Source organism: Kosakonia sp. LAM2021 (genome assembly GCF_016620385.1).
Lineage (GTDB): Bacteria > Pseudomonadota > Gammaproteobacteria > Enterobacterales > Enterobacteriaceae > Kosakonia > Kosakonia sacchari.
Window position 1 is genome coordinate 203,120 of the sequence record NZ_JAENHT010000001.1, and the last position, 24,987, is coordinate 228,106.

The window sequence follows — 24,987 nt, forward strand, 5'->3', positions numbered from 1 at the left end:
TGTTTTATCCGGCGGGCGTGATGCCCGCCTGTTGCAGGCCATTCAACACTTCCCGCATTCCCCGGCTCACCACTTTATCCTGACGCATCACCAGTGCTAACTGGCGCTGGAGCGGCGGCTGCACCGATTGTACGCGCAGACCCTGGTGGTCTTCTTCAGCCTGAACCGCCACGCCGGGCACAATGCTGTAACCCAACCCGGCGCGCACCATGCGTTTTATCGCTTCAATACTGCCCAGCTCCATCACCGGTGCGAGGGTGACACCGCCTGCGCTAAACCACTGTTCTATAAGCAGGCGCGTACTGCTGCCGGATTCGAAAACAATCAGCGGAAGGTGCGCAAGCGTTGCCGGCGTCGGCAATGAAACGCCGTCAGCGTCTTGTGCAGTGATCACCACAAATTCTTCGGTAAATAACGGTGAAATCGCCAGATTGCGCCCGTTGGCGGGCAGCGTTACAAGGCCGATATCGATACGGTTTTCTTCCACCGCGCGCACGATATCACTGGTGTTGCCGGTGCGCACCCCGACAGACAGTAGCGGGAAATCGCGGTGCAACTTTTGCAGCAGTGGCGGCAACAGGTGAATACAGGTCGTCGCGCCGGTGCCAATTGTCACGCTGCCGCTAATAGCGTCCTGATGCTGCGACACTGACTGCACCGCGGCGCTGACGGCATTTTCGATCTCCGCACAATGCGCCAGAAAGGTTTCTCCGGCGGCGGTGGCGCGCAGACCGCGCCCGGAACGTTCAATCAGGCGAACGTGCAATGCCTGTTCAAGCTGGCGGATTTGCAGGCTGACTGCGGGTTGCGAAATGCCTAACACCTCTGCGGCGGCGGTAAAACTTCCCCGGGCAAGCACCAGCTTAAACGTCGCTAACTGGTCAAAGCTGAAGTGTGGCATGGCAAAGTTTTCCTTATAACGGTGATAAGCGCAGCCTGGTGCCGCGCGGGCGGCGTTACCGGTAGCCTGTAGATATCATCAAACGGGGAACAGTTATGGAAATTATTGACGCGCAAGAACATCATCTTAGCGCGATTGTGCAGATTTATGCTTATCACGTGACGCACGGTAACGCCACATTCGAAACCGAAGCGCCGGACGTGGAGGAAATGCGTACGCGGCTGGCGAAAACCCGCCGCAACGGCTTGCCGTGGTATGTCGCCGTGCATGAAGGGCAGGTTCGGGGTTACTGCTATTTATCGCGCTATCGCGAGCGGCGGGCGTACCAGTACACGCTGGAAGATTCTATCTATGTTGATGACAGTTTCCGCCAGCAGGGCGCAGGCAAAGCGCTACTCGCCCGCGCGGTAGCCTGGGCGGAGCAAAACGGTTACCGCCAGCTCATCGCCAACGTTGGCAACAGCGAAAATGAAGGTTCATTACGCCTGCACAGCCGTGCCGGTTTTGTGGTTATCGGCACGCTGAAAAGTGTCGGCATGAAGCACGGGCGCTGGCTGGATACCGTTCTGATGCAGCGCCCATTGGGGGAGGGGGATGTGACGCTTCCGCGCAACAACCTCCTGTAAGTCAACGGTAATGAGTGGCTGAAAGACTATTCTTCTGCCGTCACAATGCGCTCAAACGCGTTCAGTTCCGCCAGCTTGGCGTGATACCACTGATCGCAAAACGCGCTGCCTAAATGGTCCGCCAGGTAGGCGCACTGGCGAAACGCCTCCAGCGCAGGCTGCTGGAATAACGGCAGATCGGGCGAGGCGTGGGTGAAGTTTGCCAGCGCGTCATCATCAATACGTTCCAGGCCGTATAACATGCCCGTCAGTAACGTCGCCATTACCAGATAAGGGTTGGCGTCCGCGCCCGCCAGGCGATATTCGATCCGCCGGTTGCGCGCATCAGAGCAGGGAATGCGCAGAGCAGCGTTGCGTTTGTTGTAACCCCAGGAGTGAAAAAGCGGTTCATACAGATTCTTACGCAACCGCCTGAACCCATTAACACCTGGCGCCATGATCGCCAGCGACGCGGGCATCAATTCCAGCATGCCGGCAAGGGAGAGTCGCACCATTTCATTGGGTGCCTCCGCCGGGCTGGCAAACACATTTTCTCCATTTACATCATTAAGGCTGACGTGAAAATGCAGGCCATTACCGGCCAGTTCTGAGAATGGCTTCGCCATAAAATTGGCCTGATAGCCAAATTTCTCCGCTACGGTACCGGTGAGTTTGCGCAGCGCCAGCATCTGCTCGCAACTCTCCACGACATTGGATGAATGGCACATATTCAGTTCAAACTGCCCGGCTTCGGCTTCGCTAACGATGCCGGATAAGGGAAGACGTTGTGCTGCCGCCATGTTTTCCAGTTCCTCAATAAACGCAGAGTAGGTGGACGGCACGGCCAGATGAAAACAGCCCTGCGGGCGGTTCTGTTGTACGGCGGGGTCTACAAGGTAGAACTCCATTTCCGCAGCCACCACCGGGTAAAGGCCATGTTGATGAAACTGACGCAGCACATTTTGCAATATGACTCTTGGCTCAAGCGGCCACGGCATATTATCGCTGTCGAGCATGGTTAATAATAATTGCGCGTTATGGTGCGGATCGTGCGCGCTTGGGCGTAACGTGCCGGAAACGGGTAAACATAAATTATCGGGTTCTTCGTTAATAAGTCTGCCGGGTGAAGAGGTGATTATTTTCCCTTCGCGATCCATGGCGTAAACAGATTGCGGGAAATAACAACCCGTGCTTAGAGAAAATATATTTTCGACGGTGACTCTTTTCCCCCGGAATGTGCCGTGGGTATCGTTAAGATAAATATCAACGTGTTTTGTTTGCGGGTGTTCGTTCAGATACGCTTTGATTTCGTGACAAAAATTCTGCTGAAGTAGCCTGATTTCCTGATCAACCATCAATGCCGATCGCGAATGTAACGGTGTTGGAAATGGTGTGGTGGTAAAAAAGATACGGATATTTTTCAGTAGCGGAATAGTCATCAGCGAGTTCATATTTTTCTTTCTGTGAGGCCTGTTGGCGATGAACTCAGCATAAAAGAGCGCTTTTTATTTTGATATAAACGCCGCGTAAAAAGGAAATACGCGGCGATAAAAATAGTATAAAAATGGCGTGTTTAAAGCGTGGAAGGCATTTTTAGCAGCGGCGAGGGCGCGCTATCCACGAAATGCGTTTTTACCCAGTCAAGTGTTTTGCGCTGGCCAGGAAAAGTGAGCAATTCGCGGGCGTCGGCAAAGCTGACCCAGCGGTATTCGCTGTGCTCGTGGTTGAGTGTTATCTCGCAGGCTTCATCGACGTACGCAACAAACACCGGCACGACGGTGATGGCGTCGCGGTGCGCTTCGTAAAACTGCTCGCAGCAGTCGGCGGAATAGAGGTCGCTAAGCTGTAAGCCCGTCTCTTCCCGGGCTTCACGCAGTGCGGTTTGCCAGGCCGTTTCACCGTGTTCAATGCCGCCTGCAATCTGGCACCACTGGCCGTTAAGCATTTTACCGCTGCGTTTAAGCAGCAGAACGCGCCAGCCCGCTGCGGAGTGGCACAGCACAAACAGGGCTATCGAAAAGCAGCGTATCGGGATTTCCTTACTCATTGTTTTCTCCGTGTTAATGGCTTAAGCAGCAATATCAGGGTGTCGCCAGGGCTTGTCATGGTTTCGCGCAAATGGCCTTTTTTCCTGATTTTTCACAACAACCAGGCAGCAGATCGGTTACACTCGCGGCACAGAAAAGCCACATGACAGGAGGTTTATATGCTGGAAAAATTGCGTACCCGCGAGGGGAAAAAATTTATCATTGCGGTGGTGATTGTATTCCTGGTTGCCGTGAGCGTCATTTCGAAAGTGACCTTCGAGGGCGTCGAAGATCAGTACAATTTGCCGATGGAATCCTGGACGGTAACGATGTTTATCATGCAGGGCGCATGGGTTGCTATCTACAGTCTGATGTTCACCATCATTGGCTCGCTGCCTTTTGGGTTCTATTTCCTCGGCCCGAAAGACGATCGCGGCTGATCCCTCCCGCCCTGGCGTGCTGCCGGGGCCGCCTCTCTTGCGTTCTTGAGCCTTAATCGAAATCGTGATCTCTCGCGTCCTCAGCGTAAAGCTCTGCGGTAAGCGACGATGACCGACAAGTTAACTGCCACTACATTTTCTGGCCCATGCAGGCTGCTGTTTCTCGCTTTAAAAAGCGTTTTTACCTCGCAATAACACTTTCACCAACAATTAAAGATCAAAAAATAAACGCCGATAGAGATCTCACAGGGAGTTCGTGCTGAAAGGAAGATAACGTAAAAGGCTGACTCCAGGAGAGCCGTAATGGCCAGAGAATTTGTGACCAAAAAAATGAGCACCCGCGCGCAAATGTTGCTGACGGGGGCCATCACCATCACCCTCGGTTTTGTGGTAACTATCGGGGTACTGAGCTGGCAGTCCAGCAGTGAACAAAAACACCGCGCCGAACAATACCTGCAAAAAATTGCCCAGAGCCAGGCGTTGACTATCCAGCAGCAACTGAACTATGCGCGCGATGTGGCGCATAACCTCGGTCACAGCATGATTGCGTTGCCAGAAGCTGGCATCACCGACCGCCAGGTGGCAGATAAACTGCTTATCTCCGCCCTGCGCGATAACCCTGACTATCTCTCTATCTCGGTTATTTTTGAAGATAACGCCTATGACGGTCGCGATGCAGAGTTCGCGGATAAGCCCGATCAGGCACCCAAAGGCCGCTACGCCTTCTTTGTCGATCACGATCAGTCCGGTAATTTTAAGCTCCACCCGTTAACGTCGATCTTTACGCCGGGCCAGGGCGACTACTATCTGCTGCCGCAAAAAAGCCAGAAAGATACGTTAATTGAGCCCTACAGCTATGCCTATAACGGCGTGCCGACGCTGCTGACCTCAGTGGCGGCACCGATTGTCAGCGGTGGCAAACTGCATGCCGTTGTGACATCGGATATCTCGCTGGCCTCATTGCAGCAGAAAGTGAATCAGATCAAACCGTGGGAAGGGGGCGGCTATGCGGTGCTGCTCTCTACTGCCGGGAAGGTGATTTCCTACCCGGATAAAAACCTGACCAGCAAGCCTTACCCTGGTAAAACGGATGGCTTTACCAGTAATGTGGTGGAACAAGATGATCCGATCCTCGGCGAAAAAGCGCTGATTACCTGGCAACCTGTATCTATCGGCAACAGTACCGATAACTGGTATCTCGGCGTCGTTGCGCCGGTGAGTTCGGTGATGGCGGCAGCCAACCGTCAACTGATGTACGCCATTGTTCTGGGGGTTATCAGCATCCTGTTGGTGTGTACGCTGCTCGGCCTGATCTTCAGTCGTAAAGTGTTGAAACCGATTGGTGGCGAGCCGCTGGAAGGGGCGAATATCGCACTGGCGGTCGCGGACGGCAAACTCGATAACACCATTCCGGTGAAAGGTAACGATCGCAGCAGCCTGTTCTATGCCCTGCATACCATGCAGGCGCAGTTACGGCAGATTGTCGGGCAGATCAAAGAAGCCAGTGACTCGGTGCGCCAGGGCGCCGGCGAGATTGTCAGCGGCAACATTAACCTCTCTTCGCGTACTGAACAGCAGGCCGCAGCGCTGGAACAGACCGCCGCCAGTATGGAGCAGTTTAGCGCCACGGTGAAACATAACGCCGCCAACGCCCACCAGGCGACGGCGCTTACCGCCAATGCCACGCAGATTGCCAGCCGGGGTGAAACGTTGGTCGGTCAGGTGGTGGAAACGATGGCGAAAATTGACGACAGCGCGAAGAAAATCGGCGATATCACGGCGATCATTAACAGCATCGCTTTTCAGACCAATATCCTGGCGTTGAACGCCGCGGTAGAGGCGGCGCGTGCTGGTGAACAGGGGCGTGGCTTTGCGGTGGTGGCGTCTGAAGTGCGCAACCTGGCGCAGCGCAGCGCCGACGCGGTGAAAGATATCGGCGCGTTGATTGAAGAGTCCAGCAAACGCGTCGAAGCCGGGGTGCAACTGGTGAACGATGCCGGACACACCATGCAGGAGATGACGCAGGCGGTGAATTCCGTGCAGACCATCATCAATGAGATTGTCAGCGCCTCGGATGAGCAGGCCAAAGGCATCAGCCAGGTGACGATTGCCGTCAATGAAATGGACGGTGTCACGCAACAAAACGCCTCGCTGGTGCAGCAAATGGCTGCGGCAGCAACTTCACTTGAAGATCAGGCGCAGCAACTGGCGCAGACGGTGCATCAGTTCCGCCTCGAAGCGTAACCTCAACAGAGAGCCTGGCAACAGGCTCTCTGCCTTTCTTATCCGGCAACCAGTTCGATACGGTTATTATCCGGGTCCAGTATCACGGCTTCATAAAAACCATCCCCCGTCCATCGCGCGGCGCTGGCTAACCGGCCCTGCTGACGGGCTTTTTCTGCCATCTCATCCACCGCCCCGACATCTCCGACATTAATCGCGATATGCGCCCAGCCAACAAATTCTGCGGCGTTCGGCGCATCGGCCAGTTCTGGCACGGTCATGAGTTCAATGGTTGGCCCGTTGTGCAGCGACATAAAATAGGATGCAAAACCGGCGCGGTTTTGACTGACATATTTCTCATTGCTGGTGGCGGAAAAAAAGTCGCGCCAGAAAGCGCGCTGTGCGTCGAGCTGGCGTGTCCAGAGTGCGACATGGGCAATGTTCATGGTGATCTCCAGGGCGTAGGGGTTGTTAATTGACAGCGTAATACATTTGCATGATCATGCTCATTGTTGCTCGATTTGAATTTAATAAAGAGGATTTATGCTCGATTATGCAGCTTTTCCCGATCAACGACAAGATCTGATCCGCCAGCGCCTTCAGGCGCAGGGACGGGCAGTCTGTGCGGAGTTAGCCGTTGAATTGCAGGTTTCAGAGCACACTATTCGCCGCGATTTGCAGGAACTGAGTAAAGCGGGCATCTGCAAGAAGGTCTATGGCGGCGCGGTATTGCAACTGGCGGCCGCCGGGAGCTTTACGCAAAGAAAAGAGCAGGATCGAGCAACAAAAAGCCTCCTCGCGCAGCGCTGCGTGCCACTGCTCAAGCCCGGCACCTGTGTATTTATTGATACCGGCACCACCAACCTTGAACTGGCAAAAGTGCTGCCGCCAGAGTTAAACCTGACGGTAGTGACTAACTCACCGGAAATCGCCGCTGTTGCGTGTAAACATCCGCGCTGCGAAGTGATCATGCTGGGCGGGCTGGTGCAGAGCAGCACCGGCGGTTGCGTCGGCGCACCGGCTATCAGCCAGCTTAACGGGATCATTTTCGATCAGGCGTTTATCGGTGGCTGCGCGATGTCGCCAGAAATGGGGCTGACCGGCTTTGATTATGCCGATTGCGAATTTAAAAAGGCGGTGATCGCCCAAAGCAACCAGGTGGTGGTGGCATTAACGGCGAACAAGATCCCCGGAGTGGCCCGCTACATTGTTGCCGCCAGCCAGCAGATTGATGTGCTGGTGGTAGAAACCGATCTCACCAAAGCGTTTCATCAGGCCTTTCGCGCAGAGAATATTGAGATCCTGACGGTTTAAACGCAACCGGGCGTTTCGCGCGTTGCCGCTCAGGGTTCATTTCTTGCCAGCCCACAGCGGAGATGTTAAAAGGTGCCCCTTTAAATGAAACCACAAAGGGGAAGGACGTGAAAAACGCGTCACAGGCAGCGGGAAGCAGCACCGATGCCGCGTCGGAAGCAGGGCCGACACTACAACGAGGTTTAAAAAACCGCCACATTCAGCTGATTGCACTGGGCGGCGCGATTGGCACCGGGCTTTTTCTGGGCATTGGTCCCGCGATTCAGATGGCCGGGCCAGCCGTTTTGCTGGGCTACGGCATTGCTGGCGTTATCGCTTTTCTGATCATGCGCCAGCTCGGTGAAATGGTGGTTGAAGAGCCGGTTTCTGGTTCATTTTCCCATTTTGCCTACAAATACTGGGGACCGTTCGCGGGCTTTCTTTCTGGCTGGAACTACTGGGCGATGTTTGTGCTGGTGGGAATGGCGGAACTGACCGCCGCCGGTATTTACATGCAGTACTGGTTTCCGGACGTGCCGACCTGGATTTGGGCCGCCGCTTTCTTTGTCATCATCAATGCCGTCAATCTCGTCAATGTGCGCTTGTATGGCGAAACCGAGTTCTGGTTTGCGCTGATTAAAGTGCTGGCAATTATCGGCATGATTGGTTTTGGCTTGTGGATGCTGTTTACCGGCCATGGTGGTGAGCGCGCCAGCTTCGATAACCTCTGGCGCTATAACGGCTTTTTCGCCACCGGCTGGCATGGGCTTATCCTCGCGCTGGCCGTGATTATGTTCTCTTTTGGCGGCCTGGAGCTGATCGGCATTACCGCCGCCGAAGCCAGCGAGCCGCACACCACCATTCCGAAGGCGGTTAACCAGGTGGTGTACCGTATTTTACTGTTTTATATCGGCTCACTGGTCGTGCTGCTGGCGCTTTATCCGTGGATTGACGTCAAAGCCAACAGCAGCCCGTTTGTGATGATTTTCCACGAACTGGACAGCAACCTGGTGGCATCAGCGCTCAATTTCGTCATTCTGGTGGCGTCCCTGTCGGTGTATAACAGCGGTGTCTATTCCAATAGCCGTATGCTGTTTGGTTTGTCAGTGCAGGGCAACGCGCCGGCCTTTTTGACGCGCGTCAGCCGCCGTGGCGTGCCGGTGAATTCCCTGTTCCTCTCAGGGGCTATCACCTCGCTGGTGGTATTGGTTAACTATCTGCTGCCGCAAAAAGCCTTCTCCATGCTGATGGCGCTGGTGGTGGCGACGCTGCTACTTAACTGGATCATGATTTCGCTGGCGCACCTCAAATTCCGCGCAGCGATGCGCCGCAAAGGGCGCGATCCGCAGTTTAAAGCGCTGCTCTTCCCGGCGGGCAACTATCTGTGCATTGGCTTCATGCTGATGATCCTGGTTTTGATGTGCACCATGGACGATATGCGCCTGTCAGCGGTGTTGCTGCCGGTGTGGATTGTGTTCCTGTTTGTCGCTTTCAAACTGCTGCGTCGAGCACCGAAGCGCGGATAACTCGCGCGATTCCCTACCAGATCCGGTGGGCTGCCGCTTGCCGGACTGGTGATGATGTCTATGTCTAAACTGTGATAGCCTCGGGTCTTATGGCCAATTGCAGAATATATTGTTGTTATGTCCATTCAGAAAATTGCCAGGATGGCGGGCGTTTCCGTTGCAACGGTTTCACGGGTGCTGAATAACAGCGAATCAGTGAAGCCGAAAAATCGCGAACGCGTATTGCAGGCCATCAAGGAGTGCCAGTATCAACCCAACTTATTAGCCCGCCAGTTGCGCACCGCGCGCAGCTCAATGATTCTGGTGTTGGTCTCGAATATCGCTAACCCGTTTTGCGCCGAAGTGGTGAAGGGCATTGAAGAAGAGGCGGAAAAAAACGGGTATCGCATCCTGCTGTGTAACTCCGGTGCAGATATAGCGCGCTCGCGCTCAGCGCTCAAATTGCTGTCGGGCAAGATTGTTGACGGCATCATCACCATGGCTGCGTGTGCGAAATTGCCGGAACTGGGCACCATGATTGGTGCCGCGCCCTGGGTGCAATGTGCCGAGTACGCCGATAACGGCGACGTCTCCTGCGTGGGCATTAACGATGTCGACGCCGCCCGCTGCGTGATTGACCAGTTAGTAGAGCGCGGCTGTCAGCGCATTGCCATGATTAACCACGATTTGAGTTATAAATATGCCCGGCTGCGTGAACACGGTTATCGGAGCGGTTTACAGGCAAAACGCCTGCGCTATGAAAACGTGGAGTACGCCCGCGATTTGAGTTTCAGCGCCGGGAAAACCGCGATGCAGCTGCTGCTTAGTGCACCGGAACGCCCGGACGCGGTGTTTGCCGTTTCCGATACGCTGGCCGCCGGGGCGCTGCTGGCGATCCATGAAGCTGGGCTGTCAATGCCGCAGGATATCGCGGTGGTCGGTTTCGATGGTACTGAACTGGCAGAAATGGTTACCCCGCCGCTCAGCACCATTGAGCAACCTTCGCAGGCGATGGGGCGCGAAGCCGTCCGGCTGTTGCTGAACCGTATTGATAATCCGGATAGCCCCCCAGAAAGCGTAATCATGGACTGGCGTTATATTTCCCGCGCCAGCGCCTGACATTTCAGGCATGATGTGTGTAAAGATTTCGCCAGCCGCCGCGCTGGCTTTTTTATTGCTCAGGGAGCCTTGCCATGACCCGGCAACGACAAGCTGATTTATTTCTGGTTTTGACCACGCTGATTGCCGCTTGCGGATGGATTTTCTCACGCGAAGCCATTAGCGGGATGCCGGTTTTCGCCTTTCTTGGGCTGCGTTTTTTTGGCGCGGCGCTGGTGCTGCTGCCGTTTTGCCGTGGGCAACGTATTGCGCGGGAAAAAGTGCGTCAGGTAGTGATAAGCGGATTATGGATGGCGCTCAACCTCTGCCTGTGGATCTGGTCAGTGTCGACCACGCCATCGCTGGGCGAGGGGGCATTTATCATGAGCCTGTCGATGCTGTTCGTGCCGCTGGTGGCCTGGGTGATGCTAAAAACCCGCCCGGCTCGCGCCTACTGGGAGTGTTTGCCGGTCGCCATTGTTGGATTAGCGCTGCTGAGCCTGCACATACCCATCACGTTTCATGCCAGCCAGGGCTGGTTTTTGCTGACGGCGTTCGTGCAGTCGATCTATTTTTGCTACACCAGCCGTTGTGCCAGAGAAGTACCGCTGCTGCCGCTCACGGCGGTACAGCTTGCGATAACCGGCGTTGCCGGGCTGGTAATTTCTGCGTTGTTTGAGTCCTGGACTCAACCCTTTACCAGCACCACAGCGATGTGGCTGGCGGCGAGCATTTTAATTGCCACAAGCCTCAGGTTTGGCCTGCAACTGCAAGGGCAAAAATATGCTGCCGTCGCCAGCGCCGCCATCATTATGGTGCTGGAACCGTTACTGACGGTGATTGCCGCCTCGATTTGGTACGGTGAGCGCTTACCGCTACAAAAAATTCTTGGCGGTGTGCTGATCCTGCTGGCGCAGATTTGGTTCCGCTGGCGGATGATTGCGCGTTTACCGTCAAAGCCGTAACGTGCCAGCCAGCACCGTATGCGCGCCGCCGCCGATCAGCACGCGACCATTTTCCCTGAGCGCCAGCGCTAAAACGCCGCCGCGCGTTGAGGCCTGGTAGGCGGTAAGCGAGTGCTTACCCAGCCGCGCTGACCAGTAGGTCGCCAGCGCACAGTGCGCGGAACCGGTCACCGGATCTTCATTCACGCCTACCCACGGGGCGAAGTAGCGCGACACGCAATCATACTCATCCTGACCGGGCGCGGTGACTGCCACGCCGCGGCCTGGTAAGGCGCGAAGCACCGCAAAATCAGGCTTGAGCGCGTAAACTAACTGCGCATCCTCGACCACCACCAGTTGCTTCGCGCCGAATACACCGTAACCACTCACCTGTTCATTCGCCAGTCCAAGTGCTTTCAGTAATTCTGCTGGTGCCTCGGGCTCCATTTGCGGTGTCAGTAGCGGGAAATCAAGCTCAATGCCCTGCGCTCCGGCAGTTGCGGTCAGCGGGCCGGAAAGGGTGTGAAAGGTGATGGCATCGCCTTCGGCAAGCCGCCCGTTCTGGCGCAGAATATGCGCGGTTGCCAGCGTGCCGTGGCCGCATAAATCGACTTCGGCCTGCGGCGTAAACCAGCGCAGGTTATTGTCCGCAAGGTTTAAAAACGCGGTTTCGGATACCGCCATCTCTTCGGCTATCTGCTGCATTAATGCGGCTTCCAGCCCCTGCGGTGTAATGCAAACCGCTGCCGGGTTACCGGAAAAAGGACGCGTGCTGAACGCGTCCACCTGGTAAATATCAAGTTCCACTACGGCGCTCCCTTTGTTAACAAGGGGATAACATTATCGCCTTTTTACGCCTGTAGGTAGCGCTAATCAGGAGTTTGCCGGGCAGCGCGGTGCCAGTTGATGGCGTGCGCTCACTGCCGCTGCCGCCAGCACCAGCATCATCACCACTTCTGTTGCCAGAAAACCACTCAGCGCCGTGCTGTAGTTGCCCTGCGACTGGCCGACAAGATGCAAAAACAACCCGCCGAGTACTGCCGGACCGAGGCCGAGCGTGGCCTGCTGCAATGTGCTGAGCAGTGCGCTACCTGCGCCTGCATCCTGGGTGGTGATATCACGCATTCCGATGCGGTAAAAGCTATTCACAATCAGCGCCTGGCCATAGCCAATCAGCGCGGTAGACGGCGCAAGTGCCAGCGCATCCACCATTCGCCCGGAGAGCTGCAGAGTAGCAATCAATGCCAGCAGGCCACTGACCTGAATCATCAGCCCGGTGAGTAAAATGGTGCGCATACTATAGCGACCAATCATTTTGGGCGCATACCAGGCAGAGACAAAATAGGCGACGCCCAGCGCGACAAAGCTGTTGCCCGACTGATACGGCGTCATGCCCATTCCGGCTTGCAACGTGAGCGCCATACAGAACATAAAACCCGACCACGCGCTAAAGAACAGTAAAGCAATCAGCAGGCCGAAACGGATACTGTGCAGTTTGAGTAAGCGCGGCGGTAACAGCGGCATCAAACCCGCTTGCTGCTGTTTTAACGCGCTGGTGCGCATCCACCATGCCAGCGGAATCAGCGCCAGCAGCGCGGCTTTCGTTTCCCACGGCCAGTGCAGTTCCGGGCCAAGCGCCAGCGGGAACAGCAGGCAGCAGAGGATCATCGCAAGGGCAACAGTGCCTTGCCAGTCAATGCGCGTGCGCGTTTCGCTCCGGGTTTCCGGCACATAGCGGCGGCTAAGCGCCAGCACTAACAGACAAATGGGTACATTGATAAAAAAGGCGTTACGCCAGCCAAGACCGGCGATATCCGCCGAGACCAGCCAGCCACCGCCCATCTGACCAATGATAAACGCCACGCCGCCAATACCGCCGTAGAGACTGATGGCGCGCGCATGGGCAGTGCCTTTTAACGTGACATGCAACGTCGCGAGGATTTGCGGCACAATCAGTGCCGCGCCCATGCCCTGTAGCGTTCGCGCGCCAAGCAGCGTGGAGACCGAATTTGCCAGCCCGCACAACAGCGAAGCGATACCAAACAGGGCAACGCCCCATAAGAACACCCGCCGGCGACCGAAGTTGTCCCCCAGTTTACTGCCCATCGCCAGACAGACGGCGAAAGCCACGCCGTACAGCGCGACAATCAGCGCCAGCTGCGTGGCAGAGGTGTGCAGCGAGAGGGTGATGGAATCGAGCGCGACATTGGTAATTGACGTGTCAATCAATGGCAGCATCTGCCCGGTCAGCAGAAGGATCAGGCCTGCCCGGCCCGGAGAAACAGCAGACGTTTTCATGGTAACTCCATTGCGTCATTCATCGGATGGACGTAGCATCGCTTAACAGAAAAACGGGTACCAGTTCTTGCCTATACTGGTACTGGCACTACCATGCTGGAGATTGTTATGACGTTGATGGTCGAAAAACTTCCGGAACTGACGGTGCTGGATGAGAACCGTAAACAGCTTGGTGCATTTTTGCGTGCGCGGCGGGAAAGCCTCGATCCGCAACGGCTGGGGCTGCCACGCAGTACACGTCGGCGCACGCCGGGGCTGCGGCGTGAAGAGGTGGCACTGCTGGCAGATGTTGGCGTCACCTGGTACACCTGGCTCGAACAGGGCAGGGACGTCAATCCTTCCGCTACCGTGTTGCAGGCGATTGCCGCGGCTTTGCAATGTTCGCCAACGGAAACCCGTCATCTGTTTTTGCTGGCCGGGCTAACGCCAACGGAAGCACTGAATACGCCGCAGTGTGAAGGCATCAGTGAAGGCACCCGGCGCTTGCTGGATAGCCTGCTGCCGCAACCGGCCAGTATTCAGAAAACCAACTTTGACATTGTGGCGTGGAACGTTGGTTTTGAGCGCCTGATGGGCATTAATTTCAGCGAGATCCCCGACGAAGACCGCAACTGCATTTATCTCTATCTCACCCACCCGCAGTGGCGCAGCCGGCTTGGCTTTGACGATAGCGTATTACAAACTTTTGTGGCCTATTTCCGCGCAGCCATGGCTGAGCACCGGGGCGATGCGGTGTGGGAAGCGAAGCTGGCGCGGTTTTGTGCGGCGTCGGCGGAATTTGAAGCGTTGTGGCGCAAGCATCTGGATGTGCGCGGCGTGGAAAATAAGATAAAAATCTTTAATCACCCGCAGCTTGGCGAATTTTCCCTTCAGCAAATGTACTGGTACTCAGCACCGCGTAACGGCTCGCGGTTGCTGGTGTATCTGCCGGTGGATGAAACCAGTGAAAAGGCGTTGAGCTGGCTGGCGGAAAACGCTTAAGGGCGCAGACGTTTTTGATCTTTGCGCGGCAAGCCGTCGACCACGCGATCCCATGATTCCTGAATCAGGAACGCGAGCAGCGATTCATCGATGTCGTCGCCTGCGAATACGGAAATCCAGTGTTTTTTGTTCATGTGATACCCCGGCTCAATGCTGGGGTGGATCTGCTGGTTGAGCAGTGATTTTTGCGGCTCGGCTTTCATCGTCACCATCGGCCTGCTGTGCGCGGTAGTGGTCATCATAAAAATCTTCCCGCACACTTTGAACACGTCATGTTCCGGACCAAACGGCCAGCAATGTTCGGTGAAGGGCAGTTCGAGCGCAATACGGTGCGCGCTTGCTTGCAGGGTTTTACTGTCCATGATTTTCCTCAATGGCCAGCGCACGCCACATGGCTTCGAAGCCAAGGCGCTTAAACTCGGTGATGCGAGACGCATCCCGGCTGGCGAAGGTGATCGTTGTGTCCGCCATCGACAGGAAAATCGCATCGCCAAAAGGGGAGTATTCATCGGTCAGAAACACCGGCCGTACCGAACGATGGCATAACTCATGCAGCTCCGGAAAAATTTCCGCGACTTGCTGGCGGGTGGCATCGGTGAGTTTGTCGCTGACGGCTATCTGGCGCACGGCGCAGTGACCATTCGGGTGGCGGATCCCCCAGTCGATATAGCTGTTCCAGATGCATTGCGTGTGGTGCCTGGAATCGTTGATCGAGAGATCGATATTCGCCAGCATCGTGCCGCACAGATCGCTTTTCAGATGCAGGTAAAGCGCGTTGAGCAGGTCGTCTTTGGTGGCGAAGTAGCGAAACAGCGTCCCTTCCGCGACACCCGCATTGCGAGCGATTAACGCGGTGGAGGCAGCGATCCCCGACTGTGCAATGGCTTCGGTAGCCGCTTCCAGTAACGCCAGTTTTTTATCTTCACTCTTTGGACGAGCCACTGCACTTTTCCTCTCACATTGTAAAAACCACGATTGAAACATGCCCTCTGCAACGCTGCAACGTCGAATGACATAGAAAAAAATGATCTTGACGGTTGAGCGATGCTTTCTATAATGAGTGCTTACTCACTCATAATCAAGTTTAACCAGCGTCGTATCTACGGAATGGATCGATTTTGTCGGGTCAGGATATGAAGCGTCTCATTTTCAGCGTGGTTCTTGTTATGCTCGTTGCCTCTGCCACAAGTTTACCTTTTGTTCTGAATGCCGGATTTGGCCAACTCCCGCAGGGCGAACAGCTTACTGAAGTCGAAAAATCACCGCATTATCGTGACGGAAAGTTTCAAAACCAGTTGCCGACTCCGGGTTTCACCGGAAAGAAAAATATGCTGGCAGCATGGTGGGATTTTCTGGTTACTAAACGCGAGAACGCGCGCCCGCAGCAGCCGTTACCGGCGGTGCACACCGATCTCGCCAGCCTGCCGCTTGAGCAGGATACGCTGGTGTGGATGGGGCATTCGTCCTGGTATGTGCAACTGGCGGGCAAGCGTATTCTGATCGATCCGATCCTGAGTCATTACGCGGCGCCATTTTCATTTCTCAATAAGGCGTTTGCCGGTAACGATCTCTGGACGGCGCAAAACATGCCGGAGATCGATCTGCTGATTATTTCTCACGATCACTATGACCACCTGGATTACGCCACCATCAAGGCGCTGATGCCGAAAATCAAAAAAGTGGTGACGCCGCTCGGTGTGGGCTCGCACCTGCGTTACTGGGGAATGGATCCGGCAATCATTCAGGAAGCTGACTGGCAGCAGAAAGTGGTGGTGAGTGACGATTTGACCGTGCACGTTTTACCCGCGCGCCACTTTTCCGGGCGCGGTCTGAAACGCAATCAGACATTGTGGGCCAGCTTTATGTTCACTACCGCCACGCAGAACGTTTATTACAGCGGTGATAGCGGTTATGGCCCGCATTTCAAAGCGATTGGCGAACAGTTTGGCGTGGTTGATCTGGCGATTATGGAAAATGGTCAGTACGACGAGGACTGGAAGTATATTCATATGATGCCGGAAGAGACCGCTCTGGCAGCACAGGAACTTAATGCTCGCGCGGTTCTGCCGGGCCATGCGGGGCGTTTTGTGTTGGCAAAACACACCTGGGACGATCCGTACAAAAGGCTGGCGGCAGCAAGCCGGGAAAAAAGCTATCGCTTATTGACACCGAGGCTGGGCGAACCGGTGCTTGCGGCAGACACTGCGCAAGTTTTCCGCGCCTGGTGGGAATAAACCCGTTTATTAATCGAAGAGCAGAGGGGGATCGCAGTATGACTATTTCCGCTCAGGTTATCGACACCATCGTCGAGTGGATCGACGACAATCTCCATCAACCATTACGTATTGATGATATTGCAGCGCATGCGGGCTATTCCAAATGGCATCTGCAACGGCTTTTCTTGCACTATAAAGGGGAGAGTCTGGGGCGCTATATTCGCACGCGAAAATTATCTCTCGCTGCGAGGGATTTACGTAATACCGATCAGAAGGTTTACGACATCTGCCTGAAGTACGGTTTTGATTCGCAGCAGACGTTTACGCGCATCTTTACCCGCACCTTTAATCTGCCGCCGGGTGCGTACCGGCGGGAGAATCATCAGCATACCCATTGATGGTAAACAGATAAAAAAATCGGCCTGCATAAGGCCGTTTTTTATTCTGCCAGCGTTTTCTCGATGCCTAAACGGCTTAAGAGCCCGCTAATACCTTCGCGCGCCAGCAGCGTTGAAAGCTGCTTTTGTTCCTCAGCGGTCATGTTTTGCAGCACTTTGATAATTTCATGCAGCGCGCTATTCCCACTGGCGTAAACCGGTGCGGGTTCGGCAATAGAATAGGGAGAATTATGATGGCGCATAGAGGGCGTTTTCATAATGAAACTGCGCACCTCTTTCGTGAGGTGAATCAGCCTGGCGCGACCGCCTTTTACACCGGGTAACGGTTCTGTTTCCCAACCTTGCTGGCGGATCCAGCGATTTACCGTTTGTCTGGCGACGCCGAGAAACTCCGCTAATTCTTCGGTGGTCATTTTGTTAGGTAATTTCATCATATTATTTTTGATCGCGGAGCCCCAGACGTTGCAACAAGCCGGTAATGCCGTCGCGTAATAAAAGTGAAGAGAGTTGTTTTTGCTCCGCGTCGGTCATCTCTTTTGCCAGCCGGATTAATAACGCCTCAAGTGAGGTATCGCCGGCGGTAAGCGTGGCTTTGGGTTGGTCTTCAGTGCGCTGTGCGCTGCGAATAAATGCGCGGACTTGTTCATTTATATGGACCAGACGGGCTTTACCTCCCTGTACGCCGGGTTTTGGTGAGGTCACCCAGCCTTCTTTGCGCACCCATTTATTGATGGTTTGTCGGCTATATCCTGTAAGGCTGGCCAACTCTTCTGGCGTCATTCGTTCCTTGAGCATGTAATTTCCCGAATTGTTGTAAGGGTAATTAATGGCTTATGTTATAGCACCATTTTACGGGAAAATGTGACATGTTTAACTACTGGCTGCGAGGGTGTTCGCAATGTCTTTCATTTGCATGCTTTTTCAGCGATTGAATAATACGGCGCGATTTTGCCGTTGACACCTGGCAAGGGAATTCATATTATGCCGCCCGTCAACACGACACGCTTTACGCGATGGGGCTATAGCTCAGCTGGGAGAGCGCTTGCATGGCATGCAAGAGGTCAGCGGTTCGATCCCGCTTAGCTCCACCAAATTCCGAACCCAACGGAATTGGCGCGTTAAGGCATAATGTGGGGCTATAGCTCAGCTGGGAGAGCGCTTGCATGGCATGCAAGAGGTCAGCGGTTCGATCCCGCTTAGCTCCACCAAAATTCAAACCCTCGCGTTTACGCGGGGGTTTTTGTTTTTATCTTCCTCTTTTATTCAATTCTTTCTGCTATACATAACTAAGCATACGTCCGGTAAGGCGACAGTTATGCTCGGTATTCGAGCCGCTGATAGCTTGATTCGCACTATGAATAAACCTATCATCTCGGCGACTCTTTTTTGACCAGTTGGGAGCATTTAATTAACGCTGATGAAATACAGTAAATACAGTGCGGTAAGAAAATTCTTCCTCGCGTTAATTTTATGCCTGGTGGCTATTCCGGTTTCACGATTTATTTCTCCACTCACCCTTGTTGATGCCAGTGAAGTTTATCTTGCCTGGTTACCGTTGAGTGCAATGCTGGCAATACTTCTATTATTTGGTCGGCATGGAATATTACCGATTATCATTGGGTTTGCTCTGGTAAATGAGGCTTTTTTTCATCTTCCCCTCGCTGAAGCATTGATTCTTTTATTTTGCCAACTATTTTCGGTGTTGTTGATCTGCGGTATTGTTCGCTGGCAGTTGGGCTCTCGCTGGCGTCACGGTCTGCCAAATAAAGATATGGGCGTGCGTATCCTGTGGTTAGGATTTATTGCTCCTGTCGGAATGAAAACATCGATGTATATTGCTGGCGCCTGGTTTAACTATCCAATTAATTTATCGAATTTTTTTGGGGCTGGTTCGGTTATTTACTCTATTATTGATATCCAGAGCCTGATTTGCGCCGCACTTATTTTTACCATGATTATTTATTATCCTTTGAGGATGATTCTTAATCCCCGCTTTGCTCGCGCCTTATGGTTGAGAAATTTTAAACCGTTTTTTTCCAGGAAAAATCGACTCTTTACGCTGTGTTGGCTTATTTCGCTTGCTGCACTTGTTATTATTTTATGCGCTCCATATAAAAATGATTATATTGCGGGTTATTTGGTGCCGGTTATTTTTATTTTATTCACCTTTGGCATCAGTAGGTTAAGTTCTACGCTCATTTCATTAAGTTGGGGCGTTTCGGCGTTCCTGTTGCTGGCGTACAACGATAATTTTCTTCACGGTGTGCGTTCCGATTACTCGCTGGCATTTGTGATGTCGGTACTTATCAGCTTTACCATCTGCATACTTTATATGACGCGTGTTTTTAACCGCAGCGAATGGCTGAAAGGGCGTTGGGAAATACAGGCCATGAGCGATCCATTAACGGGCCTGCCCAACCTGCGTGCGCTGGAACAGCAGATGGCGCAGCAGCCAAATGGTATCGTGTGCTGCCTGCATATGAAAAACCTCGAATTCCTCAGCCGCCATTTCGGCATGATGATGCGTGTATATGTGAAACGCAGCGTAACGCGTGAGCTTCAGCCTTTGCTACAGGATGGGGAACGCTTTTTCCAGCTTCCCGGCAGTGAGCTTTTATTGTTACTTGATGGGCCAGAAATCCTGGCGCGTTTGCATCATATGCTGGATTACCTGAACAGTCGCCGCATTTACTGGAACAATGCCGTTCTGGATATTGAGTTTGGTGCTTCCTGGGGGGAATTGCAGGGCACGGGTGAAGAGCTACATCAGACATTGGGCCAGTTAAGTTGGCTTTCAGAACAGGCATGTTCGGAGCACCGGGTACTGGCGCTGACAAACAGCCTGCAAGTGGTTACCGATCAAACCACGGAGCGAGTGTTACAGCTGAACAAGGTAAAGCGTGCGCTCAGCGAAAACGGAATTGTCCTCTATGGGCAGCCGATCGTGAATGCCGAAGGGGACGGTTACCGGGAAGTCCTCACGCGGCTGGTTGTTGATGGCGAATTCATTACGCCAGATCTTTTTATTCCTGTTATTGCCCAGTTCAATCTTGGCGCACGGTTTGATATGCAGGTTATAGAGTGCCTGCTTCAGTGGATGCAGGCGCACCCGCAGCCCGGCGATTCGGCGCGTTTTTCGGTGAATTTAATGCCACTCACCCTGATGCAAAAAGAGTTCGCCGCGCAGTTTCTGGCGCTTTTTGCACGCTATGCGGTATTGCCGCAGCAGGTGATCATCGAGATAACGGAAGAGCAGGCTTTCTCAAATTCGGAAATCAGTATCCATAGTATTAAGCAGTTGCGAAAGGCGGGATTCAAAATCGCGATTGATGATTTTGGTACCGGCTATGCCAATTTTGAACGTTTGAAAGGGCTCCAGGCCGATATCATCAAAATCGACGGCTGTTTTGTTCGGGATATTTTGCAGGACAAGCAGGATGCAATGATTGTCAAAGCGATATGCGAACTGGCGAAGGCCAAATCGCTGACTGTGGTTGCGGAGTATGTGGAGAATGAAGCGCAACGCGAATTGTTGCTGAATTCTGGCGTCGATTACCTGCAGGGGTATTTGCTGGGGAAACCGCAGCCGCTGGCAAACGCCAAATAAAAAAACCGGGGAAATCCCCGGTTTTTTTTAGCCTATGACAATCAAATAACCAGCGCAGCGATAGCCGCAGACAGCACGCTCACCAGCGTGGATCCATACACCAGTTTCAGACCGAAACGGGAAACCACGTTACCTTGTTCTTCATTCAGGCCTTTGATTGCCCCGGCGATAATGCCGATAGACGAGAAGTTCGCGAAGGAGACGAGGAACACGGACAGGATACCTTCTGAACGCGGAGAGAGGTTCGCCGCGATTTTCTGCAGATCCATCATCGCCACAAATTCGTTAGAAACCAGTTTGGTCGCCATGATACTGGCAACCTGCAGCGCTTCGTGAGCCGGCACGCCCAGCACCCAGGCAATCGGGTAGAAAATATAGCCCAGAATTCCCTGGAAGGAGATACCCAGCACGGCGGCAAACAGCGCGTTCAGGCCGGAAATGAGGGCGATAAAACCAATCAGCATTGCCGCAACAATAATGGCAACTTTGAAGCCCGCCAGAATGTATTCACCCAGCATTTCAAAGAAGCTCTGGCCTTCATGCAGCTTCGCCATTTGCAGGTTTTCTTCGCTCTCATCCACGCGGTACGGGTTGAGAATCGACAGCACTATAAAAGTACTGAACATGTTCAGTACCAGCGCCGCAACAACATATTTCGGCTGGAGCATGGTCATATACGCACCAACGATGGACATCGAAACAGTCGACATTGCGGTCGCTGCCATGGTGTACATGCGGTTGCGGGACATTTTGCTGAGAATGTCTTTGTAAGCAATGAAGTTTTCAGACTGTCCCAGAATCAGGGAGCTAACAGCGTTAAACGACTCCAGTTTGCCCATGCCGTTCACTTTGGACAGCACCGTACCGATGGCGCGGATGATGATCGGCAACACGCGAATGTGTTGCAGAATACCAATCAGAGCAGAAATGAAGACAATCGGGCACAGCACTTTCAGGAAGAAGAACGCCAGACCTTCATCATTCATTTTACCGAAGACGAAGTTGGTACCTTCGTTGGCGAAACCGAGCAGTTTTTCGAACATCTCGGAGAAGCCTTTTACGAAGCCAAGGCCAACATCAGAGTTCAGGAAGAACCAGGCCAGTAAAACTTCAATCACCAGCAGTTGAATAACAAAACGAATGCGGATCTTCTTGCGATCGCTGCTTACGAGCAGGGCAAGCAGCGCCACAACAGCAAGCGCCAGGACAAAGTGCAAAACGCGGGACATATTTGCTCCAAATATGAGACGGGTAGGAATTTCGTGCACATTCTATGTAACAAGGCAAAAGAAAACGAGATCAAACACACACTATATTAATGACCTGTGACCAGACTCAAAATTAGTGATCCAACATACATTTCTGTTATGTTAAGTAAAAGCGTGAAAAGTTGCGTCATACTGCTAGACTCTTAACATAATGCTGCGGCAAAAGCTGTTGTCGCCGTCACCATCCTTGACATTCAACCCTTCTATTGTTTCTGGCTATCAGAGAAATCAGGTAAACCCATTTAAATGAACTTGATAATCATTCTCATTTTGGTAGCATAAAACATAGCAAAGGCTATATTTAGGGGCAATAAATGAACAGTAGTCGCGTTGAGAATAGTAATGGGCGTGCAGCGCGCAAGTTACGGTTTGCCTTAATGGGACCCGCGTTTATTGCTGCTATCGGTTATATCGATCCGGGCAACTTCGCTACCAATATTCAGGCGGGCGCCAGTTTTGGCTATCAACTGCTGTGGGTGGTGGTCTGGGCCAATATCATGGCGATGCTGATCCAGCTGCTTTCCGCCAAACTGGGGATCGCCACCGGGAAGAACCTCGCAGAGCAGATCCGCGATCACTATCCGCGCCCGCTGGTGTGGTTCTACTGGGTTCAGGCAGAAATTATCGCCATGGCAACCGATCTGGCAGAGTTTATCGGTGCCGCCATCGGGTTTAAGCTCATCCTCGGCGTTTCGTTACTGCAAGGTGCGGTGCTCACTGGCGTGGCGACGTTCTTGATTCTGATGTTACAGCGGCGAGGGCAAAAACCGCTGGAGAAAGTAATAGGCGGCCTGCTGCTGTTTGTCGCTGCAGCTTATATTGTCGAGCTGGTTTTTTCCCAGCCGAAGCTCGCTCAACTGGCGCAAGGCATTGTGATCCCGAGTTTGCCGAGTAGCGAAGCGGTGTTTCTCGCGGCAGGCGTTCTGGGTGCGACCATTATGCCGCACGTCATTTACCTGCACTCGTCTCTGACGCAGCATCTGCACCAGGGTACTCAGCGCGAGCGTTATTCCGCCACGAAATGGGATGTCGGCATCGCAATGACTATCGCCGGGTTTGTGAATCTGGCGATGATGGCGACAGCGGCAGCGGCGTTCCATTTTAACGGGCATACCGGTGTTGCCGATCTCGACCAGGCGTACCTGACGCTGGAGCCATTATTAAGTCACGCGGCAGCGACCATTTTTGGTCTTAGCCTGGTAGCAGCGGGGCTTTCTTCTACGGTGGTGGGGACGCTGGCCGGGCAGGTAGTGATGCAGGGGTTTGTGCGTTTTCATATTCCCTTGTGGGTGCGGCGCACCATCACCATGATGCCGTCGTTTATTGTTATCTGGCTGGGGCTGGATCCGACGAGGATTCTGGTTATGAGCCAGGTACTGCTCAGTTTCGGTATCGCACTGGCGCTTGTGCCGCTGCTGATTTTCACCAGTAACCGCAAATTAATGGGCGAGTTAGTCAACACGACATTCATTAAGCGAATTGGTTGGGTGATTGTGGTGCTGGTGGTCAGTTTGAATGGCTGGCTGTTAATCGGCAGTGCGGCAGGTCTGTAAATCGCATGAGAAAAAGGAGCGCTTGCGCTCCTTTTTTTGAATTAGTGGTGGTGTCCCCGGCCACGATGATCGTCGCGGTCCCGCCAGCCTTCACGGTAACCGCGTTCATACGCATTCTGTTTGTCCCAGCCGCGATGCCAGCCGCGGTCGTGTTTGTGCCAACGGTTGCCGCGCCACTCATAGTTGCGGCCCCAGTAGTCACGGTCGCGCCAGCGGCCGCCGTCCCAGTAGTTACCGTAATTATCGCGATCGCCAATTTGTAATTTTACAGATGGCAACAGGGTGATTTCGCCAGCATTTGCGACTAGCGGCGCAGAAGCCATTAACACAGCTGCCAGAATCAGTGACCTGAACATACTCTTCTCCTTCACGATCGGGCCGAAACGGCCTGTTACAACAATATTACGGGGCGGCCAAACCCCGTATTATTGGCGGAACTCCTAAATCATGAATGGCAGCATTTTTTGCTAAATTTGCTGTTATTTTGCGCCACTGAGAATGGCGTCGATCTCGTCACTTTCAGTCGTTGTGAAGTGGCGGTTTGCCAGCATGCCGACTGCATCGTCAAGCTGGCTCGTTTTACTGGCACCAATCAGCACCGAGGTAACACGATCGTTGCGCAGCACCCAAGCCAGCGCCATCTGCGATAACTTCTGTCCGCGCCGTTCCGCCAGTGCATTCAGCGCGCGAACGGTCGTCAGCTTTTCGTCCGTAATTTGCTCCGGATTGAGAAAGCGGCTGCCGCTGGCGGCGCGGGAATCGGGTGGAATGCCGTGCAGATATCGGTCGGTCAGTTGCCCGCCTGCCAGCGGTGAAAACGCAATACTGCCGACGCCTTTTTCCTGCAACACATCAAGCAATTCCGCTTCGACCCAGCGTTCAAACATTGAGTATTTCGGCTGATGGATAAGACACGGTGTTCCGAGGTCATTAAGAATATCGATAGCTTCGCGCGCCTGCGCCGCCGGATAGTTGGAAAGCCCGACGTACAGGGCTTTGCCCTGGCGTACAATATGGTCCAGTGCGCGCATGGTTTCCTTCAGCGGCGTCTCGGGATCCGGGCGATGGTGATAGAAGATATCAACATACTCCAGACCCATACGGCGCAAGCTCTGGTCGAGGCTGGCAATCAGGTACTTACGTGAGCCCCAGTCGCCATACGGGCCGTCCCACATGGTATAACCGGCTTTGCTCGAGATAATTAATTCATCGCGGTAGGGCAGGAAGTCCTCTTGCAAAATCCGGCCGAAATTGCGCTCTGCGGAGCCCGGTGGCGGCCCGTAGTTGTTGGCCAGATCAAAATGGGTAATGCCCAGATCAAAGGCATGCCGCAACAACTGGCGGCTGTTTTCCAGCAAAGTGGTATCACCGAAGTTGTGCCACAACCCAAGCGAAATTGCCGGAAGTTTTAACCCGCTGTCGCCGCAGCGATGGTAGTGCATCTTTTCATAGCGTGCGGGATCGGCCAGATAAACCATGCAGTTGCTCCTTGTTATCAACGTAGCATCAGTGTATGCGTTTACATTCACTGAGCTTACACTGTCAGGCGCCGTAAAGCTTGCTTGCCACTTCCTCTCTGACGCGCATCCTGGACTCTCATCACAGTTCTCCAATACTCAGATAAGTGTCA

The 24,987-nt window shown here is 53.7% G+C and carries 25 protein-coding genes and 2 tRNA genes; 14 read left to right on the plus strand and 13 right to left on the minus strand.

Features of this window, described 5'->3' with window-relative positions:
• Positions 1–4: 4 nt before the first annotated feature.
• Positions 5–901: a LysR family transcriptional regulator gene (locus JKP81_RS00945; protein ID WP_200550256.1), complete on the minus strand. Its 897-nt coding sequence runs from the start codon at positions 899–901 to the stop codon at positions 5–7.
• Between the two features lie 95 nt (positions 902–996).
• On the opposite strand from JKP81_RS00945, the gene JKP81_RS00950 reads away from it, so the two are divergent.
• Entirely contained in the window at positions 997–1,527 is a 531-nt protein-coding gene (locus JKP81_RS00950) for a GNAT family N-acetyltransferase (RefSeq protein ID WP_200550257.1), read from the plus strand.
• Positions 1,528–1,553: 26 nt separating this feature from the next.
• On the opposite strand, the gene JKP81_RS00955 is transcribed toward JKP81_RS00950, so the two are convergent.
• On the minus strand, positions 1,554–2,957 hold the full coding sequence (locus JKP81_RS00955; RefSeq protein ID WP_200550258.1) for a glutamine synthetase family protein: 1,404 nt from the start codon (positions 2,955–2,957) through the stop codon (positions 1,554–1,556).
• Between the two features lie 122 nt (positions 2,958–3,079).
• Positions 3,080–3,553: an NUDIX pyrophosphatase gene (locus tag JKP81_RS00960; protein ID WP_200550259.1), complete on the minus strand. Its 474-nt coding sequence runs from the start codon at positions 3,551–3,553 to the stop codon at positions 3,080–3,082.
• 159 nt (positions 3,554–3,712) lie between these two features.
• Here JKP81_RS00960 and JKP81_RS00965 point away from each other — a divergent pair, with 159 nt between their 5' ends.
• Together JKP81_RS00965 and JKP81_RS00970 are read left to right on the plus strand one after the other, a co-directional pair.
• Entirely contained in the window at positions 3,713–3,973 is a 261-nt protein-coding gene (locus JKP81_RS00965; protein ID WP_017458690.1) for a DUF2534 family protein, read from the plus strand.
• A 303-nt stretch (positions 3,974–4,276) separates the two neighbouring features.
• Positions 4,277–6,217: a methyl-accepting chemotaxis protein gene (locus tag JKP81_RS00970; protein WP_200550260.1), complete on the plus strand. Its 1,941-nt coding sequence runs from the start codon at positions 4,277–4,279 to the stop codon at positions 6,215–6,217.
• 38 nt (positions 6,218–6,255) lie between these two features.
• Here the strand turns inward: JKP81_RS00970 and JKP81_RS00975 are convergent, their stop codons facing one another.
• Positions 6,256–6,642, minus strand: a complete 387-nt coding sequence (locus JKP81_RS00975; protein WP_200550261.1) for a VOC family protein — start codon at positions 6,640–6,642, stop codon at positions 6,256–6,258.
• Positions 6,643–6,739: 97 nt separating this feature from the next.
• Between JKP81_RS00975 and JKP81_RS00980 the strand changes: the two genes are divergently transcribed.
• The 4 genes from JKP81_RS00980 to JKP81_RS00995 all read left to right on the plus strand — a co-directional run bounded on the left by JKP81_RS00980 (position 6,740) and on the right by JKP81_RS00995 (position 11,057).
• Positions 6,740–7,510, plus strand: coding sequence for a DeoR/GlpR family DNA-binding transcription regulator (locus JKP81_RS00980; RefSeq protein ID WP_200550262.1), 771 nt, complete (start codon positions 6,740–6,742; stop codon positions 7,508–7,510).
• A 107-nt stretch (positions 7,511–7,617) separates the two neighbouring features.
• Positions 7,618–9,015 carry a phenylalanine transporter gene (pheP, locus tag JKP81_RS00985; RefSeq protein WP_200550263.1) on the plus strand — a complete coding sequence of 466 codons (1,398 nt, stop codon included), beginning with the start codon at positions 7,618–7,620 and terminating at the stop codon, positions 9,013–9,015.
• A 117-nt stretch (positions 9,016–9,132) separates the two neighbouring features.
• On the plus strand, positions 9,133–10,113 hold the full coding sequence (locus JKP81_RS00990) for a LacI family DNA-binding transcriptional regulator (RefSeq protein ID WP_200550264.1): 981 nt from the start codon (positions 9,133–9,135) through the stop codon (positions 10,111–10,113).
• Between the two features lie 74 nt (positions 10,114–10,187).
• Positions 10,188–11,057 carry a DMT family transporter gene (locus JKP81_RS00995; RefSeq protein ID WP_200550265.1) on the plus strand — a complete coding sequence of 290 codons (870 nt, stop codon included), beginning with the start codon at positions 10,188–10,190 and terminating at the stop codon, positions 11,055–11,057.
• Here the strand turns inward: JKP81_RS00995 and JKP81_RS01000 are convergent.
• Positions 11,046–11,843, minus strand: a complete 798-nt coding sequence (locus JKP81_RS01000; RefSeq protein WP_200550266.1) for a PhzF family phenazine biosynthesis protein — start codon at positions 11,841–11,843, stop codon at positions 11,046–11,048. The genes JKP81_RS00995 and JKP81_RS01000 overlap by 12 nt on opposite strands.
• 66 nt (positions 11,844–11,909) lie before the next feature.
• Positions 11,910–13,334, minus strand: coding sequence for an MFS transporter (locus JKP81_RS01005; protein WP_200550267.1), 1,425 nt, complete (start codon positions 13,332–13,334; stop codon positions 11,910–11,912).
• 108 nt (positions 13,335–13,442) lie between these two features.
• On the opposite strand from JKP81_RS01005, the gene JKP81_RS01010 reads away from it, so the two are divergent.
• Positions 13,443–14,315 (plus strand): helix-turn-helix transcriptional regulator, encoded by an 873-nt coding sequence (locus JKP81_RS01010; RefSeq protein WP_200551045.1) that lies wholly within the window; start codon positions 13,443–13,445, stop codon positions 14,313–14,315.
• On the opposite strand, the gene JKP81_RS01015 is transcribed toward JKP81_RS01010, so the two are convergent.
• Both JKP81_RS01015 and JKP81_RS01020 read right to left on the minus strand, forming a co-directional pair.
• On the minus strand, positions 14,312–14,677 hold the full coding sequence (locus JKP81_RS01015) for an MmcQ/YjbR family DNA-binding protein (protein ID WP_200550268.1): 366 nt from the start codon (positions 14,675–14,677) through the stop codon (positions 14,312–14,314). The two genes, JKP81_RS01010 and JKP81_RS01015, sit on opposite strands and share 4 nt — an antisense overlap.
• On the minus strand, positions 14,667–15,257 hold the full coding sequence (locus JKP81_RS01020; protein WP_200550269.1) for a TetR/AcrR family transcriptional regulator: 591 nt from the start codon (positions 15,255–15,257) through the stop codon (positions 14,667–14,669). The genes JKP81_RS01015 and JKP81_RS01020 overlap by 11 nt, the downstream gene beginning before the upstream one ends.
• Positions 15,258–15,433: 176 nt before the next feature.
• Here JKP81_RS01020 and JKP81_RS01025 point away from each other — a divergent pair, with 176 nt between their 5' ends.
• Together JKP81_RS01025 and JKP81_RS01030 are read left to right on the plus strand one after the other, a co-directional pair.
• Positions 15,434–16,549, plus strand: coding sequence for an MBL fold metallo-hydrolase (locus JKP81_RS01025; protein ID WP_200550270.1), 1,116 nt, complete (start codon positions 15,434–15,436; stop codon positions 16,547–16,549).
• Between the two features lie 38 nt (positions 16,550–16,587).
• Entirely contained in the window at positions 16,588–16,929 is a 342-nt protein-coding gene (locus JKP81_RS01030; protein ID WP_045513916.1) for a RamA family antibiotic efflux transcriptional regulator, read from the plus strand.
• Between the two features lie 41 nt (positions 16,930–16,970).
• Here the strand turns inward: JKP81_RS01030 and JKP81_RS01035 are convergent, their stop codons facing one another.
• Together JKP81_RS01035 and JKP81_RS01040 are read right to left on the minus strand one after the other, a co-directional pair.
• Positions 16,971–17,363 carry a YfeC-like transcriptional regulator gene (locus JKP81_RS01035; protein ID WP_200550271.1) on the minus strand — a complete coding sequence of 131 codons (393 nt, stop codon included), beginning with the start codon at positions 17,361–17,363 and terminating at the stop codon, positions 16,971–16,973.
• A gap of 1 nt (position 17,364) precedes the next feature.
• Positions 17,365–17,724 carry a YfeC-like transcriptional regulator gene (locus tag JKP81_RS01040; RefSeq protein WP_200550272.1) on the minus strand — a complete coding sequence of 120 codons (360 nt, stop codon included), beginning with the start codon at positions 17,722–17,724 and terminating at the stop codon, positions 17,365–17,367.
• A gap of 220 nt (positions 17,725–17,944) precedes the next feature.
• Here JKP81_RS01040 and JKP81_RS01045 point away from each other — a divergent pair.
• The 3 genes from JKP81_RS01045 to JKP81_RS01055 all read left to right on the plus strand — a co-directional run bounded on the left by JKP81_RS01045 (position 17,945) and on the right by JKP81_RS01055 (position 20,536).
• Positions 17,945–18,020: transfer RNA gene (locus JKP81_RS01045), tRNA-Ala, on the plus strand.
• A 41-nt stretch (positions 18,021–18,061) separates the two neighbouring features.
• Positions 18,062–18,137, plus strand: a tRNA-Ala gene (locus tag JKP81_RS01050).
• 209 nt (positions 18,138–18,346) lie between these two features.
• Positions 18,347–20,536 carry an EAL domain-containing protein gene (locus tag JKP81_RS01055; protein WP_200550273.1) on the plus strand — a complete coding sequence of 730 codons (2,190 nt, stop codon included), beginning with the start codon at positions 18,347–18,349 and terminating at the stop codon, positions 20,534–20,536.
• 41 nt (positions 20,537–20,577) lie between these two features.
• Here the strand turns inward: JKP81_RS01055 and JKP81_RS01060 are convergent, their stop codons facing one another.
• The gene (locus JKP81_RS01060; RefSeq protein ID WP_200550274.1) at positions 20,578–21,765 is read right to left on the minus strand and encodes a NupC/NupG family nucleoside CNT transporter; all 1,188 of its coding nucleotides are present in this window, start codon (positions 21,763–21,765) and stop codon (positions 20,578–20,580) included.
• Positions 21,766–22,118: 353 nt separating this feature from the next.
• On the opposite strand from JKP81_RS01060, the gene JKP81_RS01065 reads away from it, so the two are divergent.
• Positions 22,119–23,357 carry an Nramp family divalent metal transporter gene (locus tag JKP81_RS01065; RefSeq protein WP_200550275.1) on the plus strand — a complete coding sequence of 413 codons (1,239 nt, stop codon included), beginning with the start codon at positions 22,119–22,121 and terminating at the stop codon, positions 23,355–23,357.
• A gap of 41 nt (positions 23,358–23,398) precedes the next feature.
• On the opposite strand, the gene JKP81_RS01070 is transcribed toward JKP81_RS01065, so the two are convergent.
• Both JKP81_RS01070 and mgrA read right to left on the minus strand, forming a co-directional pair.
• Positions 23,399–23,713: a DUF2502 domain-containing protein gene (locus JKP81_RS01070; protein WP_200550276.1), complete on the minus strand. Its 315-nt coding sequence runs from the start codon at positions 23,711–23,713 to the stop codon at positions 23,399–23,401.
• 123 nt (positions 23,714–23,836) lie between these two features.
• Positions 23,837–24,835, minus strand: a complete 999-nt coding sequence (gene mgrA / locus JKP81_RS01075) for an L-glyceraldehyde 3-phosphate reductase (protein ID WP_200550277.1) — start codon at positions 24,833–24,835, stop codon at positions 23,837–23,839.
• Positions 24,836–24,987: the final 152 nt, after the last annotated feature.

Coding starts and splice junctions, on each gene's coding strand:
- JKP81_RS00945 (WP_200550256.1), bottom strand. CDS start 901: ATGCCACACTTCAGCTTTGACCAGTTAGCGACGTTTAAGCTGGTGCTT.
- JKP81_RS00950 (WP_200550257.1), top strand. CDS start 997: ATGGAAATTATTGACGCGCAAGAACATCATCTTAGCGCGATTGTGCAG.
- JKP81_RS00955 (WP_200550258.1), bottom strand. CDS start 2,957: ATGAACTCGCTGATGACTATTCCGCTACTGAAAAATATCCGTATCTTT.
- JKP81_RS00960 (WP_200550259.1), bottom strand. CDS start 3,553: ATGAGTAAGGAAATCCCGATACGCTGCTTTTCGATAGCCCTGTTTGTG.
- JKP81_RS00965 (WP_017458690.1), top strand. CDS start 3,713: ATGCTGGAAAAATTGCGTACCCGCGAGGGGAAAAAATTTATCATTGCG.
- JKP81_RS00970 (WP_200550260.1), top strand. CDS start 4,277: ATGGCCAGAGAATTTGTGACCAAAAAAATGAGCACCCGCGCGCAAATG.
- JKP81_RS00975 (WP_200550261.1), bottom strand. CDS start 6,642: ATGAACATTGCCCATGTCGCACTCTGGACACGCCAGCTCGACGCACAG.
- JKP81_RS00980 (WP_200550262.1), top strand. CDS start 6,740: ATGCTCGATTATGCAGCTTTTCCCGATCAACGACAAGATCTGATCCGC.
- JKP81_RS00990 (WP_200550264.1), top strand. CDS start 9,133: ATGTCCATTCAGAAAATTGCCAGGATGGCGGGCGTTTCCGTTGCAACG.
- JKP81_RS00995 (WP_200550265.1), top strand. CDS start 10,188: ATGACCCGGCAACGACAAGCTGATTTATTTCTGGTTTTGACCACGCTG.
- JKP81_RS01005 (WP_200550267.1), bottom strand. CDS start 13,334: ATGAAAACGTCTGCTGTTTCTCCGGGCCGGGCAGGCCTGATCCTTCTG.
- JKP81_RS01010 (WP_200551045.1), top strand. CDS start 13,443: ATGACGTTGATGGTCGAAAAACTTCCGGAACTGACGGTGCTGGATGAG.
- JKP81_RS01015 (WP_200550268.1), bottom strand. CDS start 14,677: ATGGACAGTAAAACCCTGCAAGCAAGCGCGCACCGTATTGCGCTCGAA.
- JKP81_RS01030 (WP_045513916.1), top strand. CDS start 16,588: ATGACTATTTCCGCTCAGGTTATCGACACCATCGTCGAGTGGATCGAC.
- JKP81_RS01035 (WP_200550271.1), bottom strand. CDS start 17,363: ATGATGAAATTACCTAACAAAATGACCACCGAAGAATTAGCGGAGTTT.
- JKP81_RS01040 (WP_200550272.1), bottom strand. CDS start 17,724: ATGCTCAAGGAACGAATGACGCCAGAAGAGTTGGCCAGCCTTACAGGA.
- JKP81_RS01055 (WP_200550273.1), top strand. CDS start 18,347: ATGAAATACAGTAAATACAGTGCGGTAAGAAAATTCTTCCTCGCGTTA.
- JKP81_RS01060 (WP_200550274.1), bottom strand. CDS start 21,765: ATGTCCCGCGTTTTGCACTTTGTCCTGGCGCTTGCTGTTGTGGCGCTG.
- JKP81_RS01065 (WP_200550275.1), top strand. CDS start 22,119: ATGAACAGTAGTCGCGTTGAGAATAGTAATGGGCGTGCAGCGCGCAAG.
- JKP81_RS01070 (WP_200550276.1), bottom strand. CDS start 23,713: ATGTTCAGGTCACTGATTCTGGCAGCTGTGTTAATGGCTTCTGCGCCG.
- mgrA (WP_200550277.1), bottom strand. CDS start 24,835: ATGGTTTATCTGGCCGATCCCGCACGCTATGAAAAGATGCACTACCAT.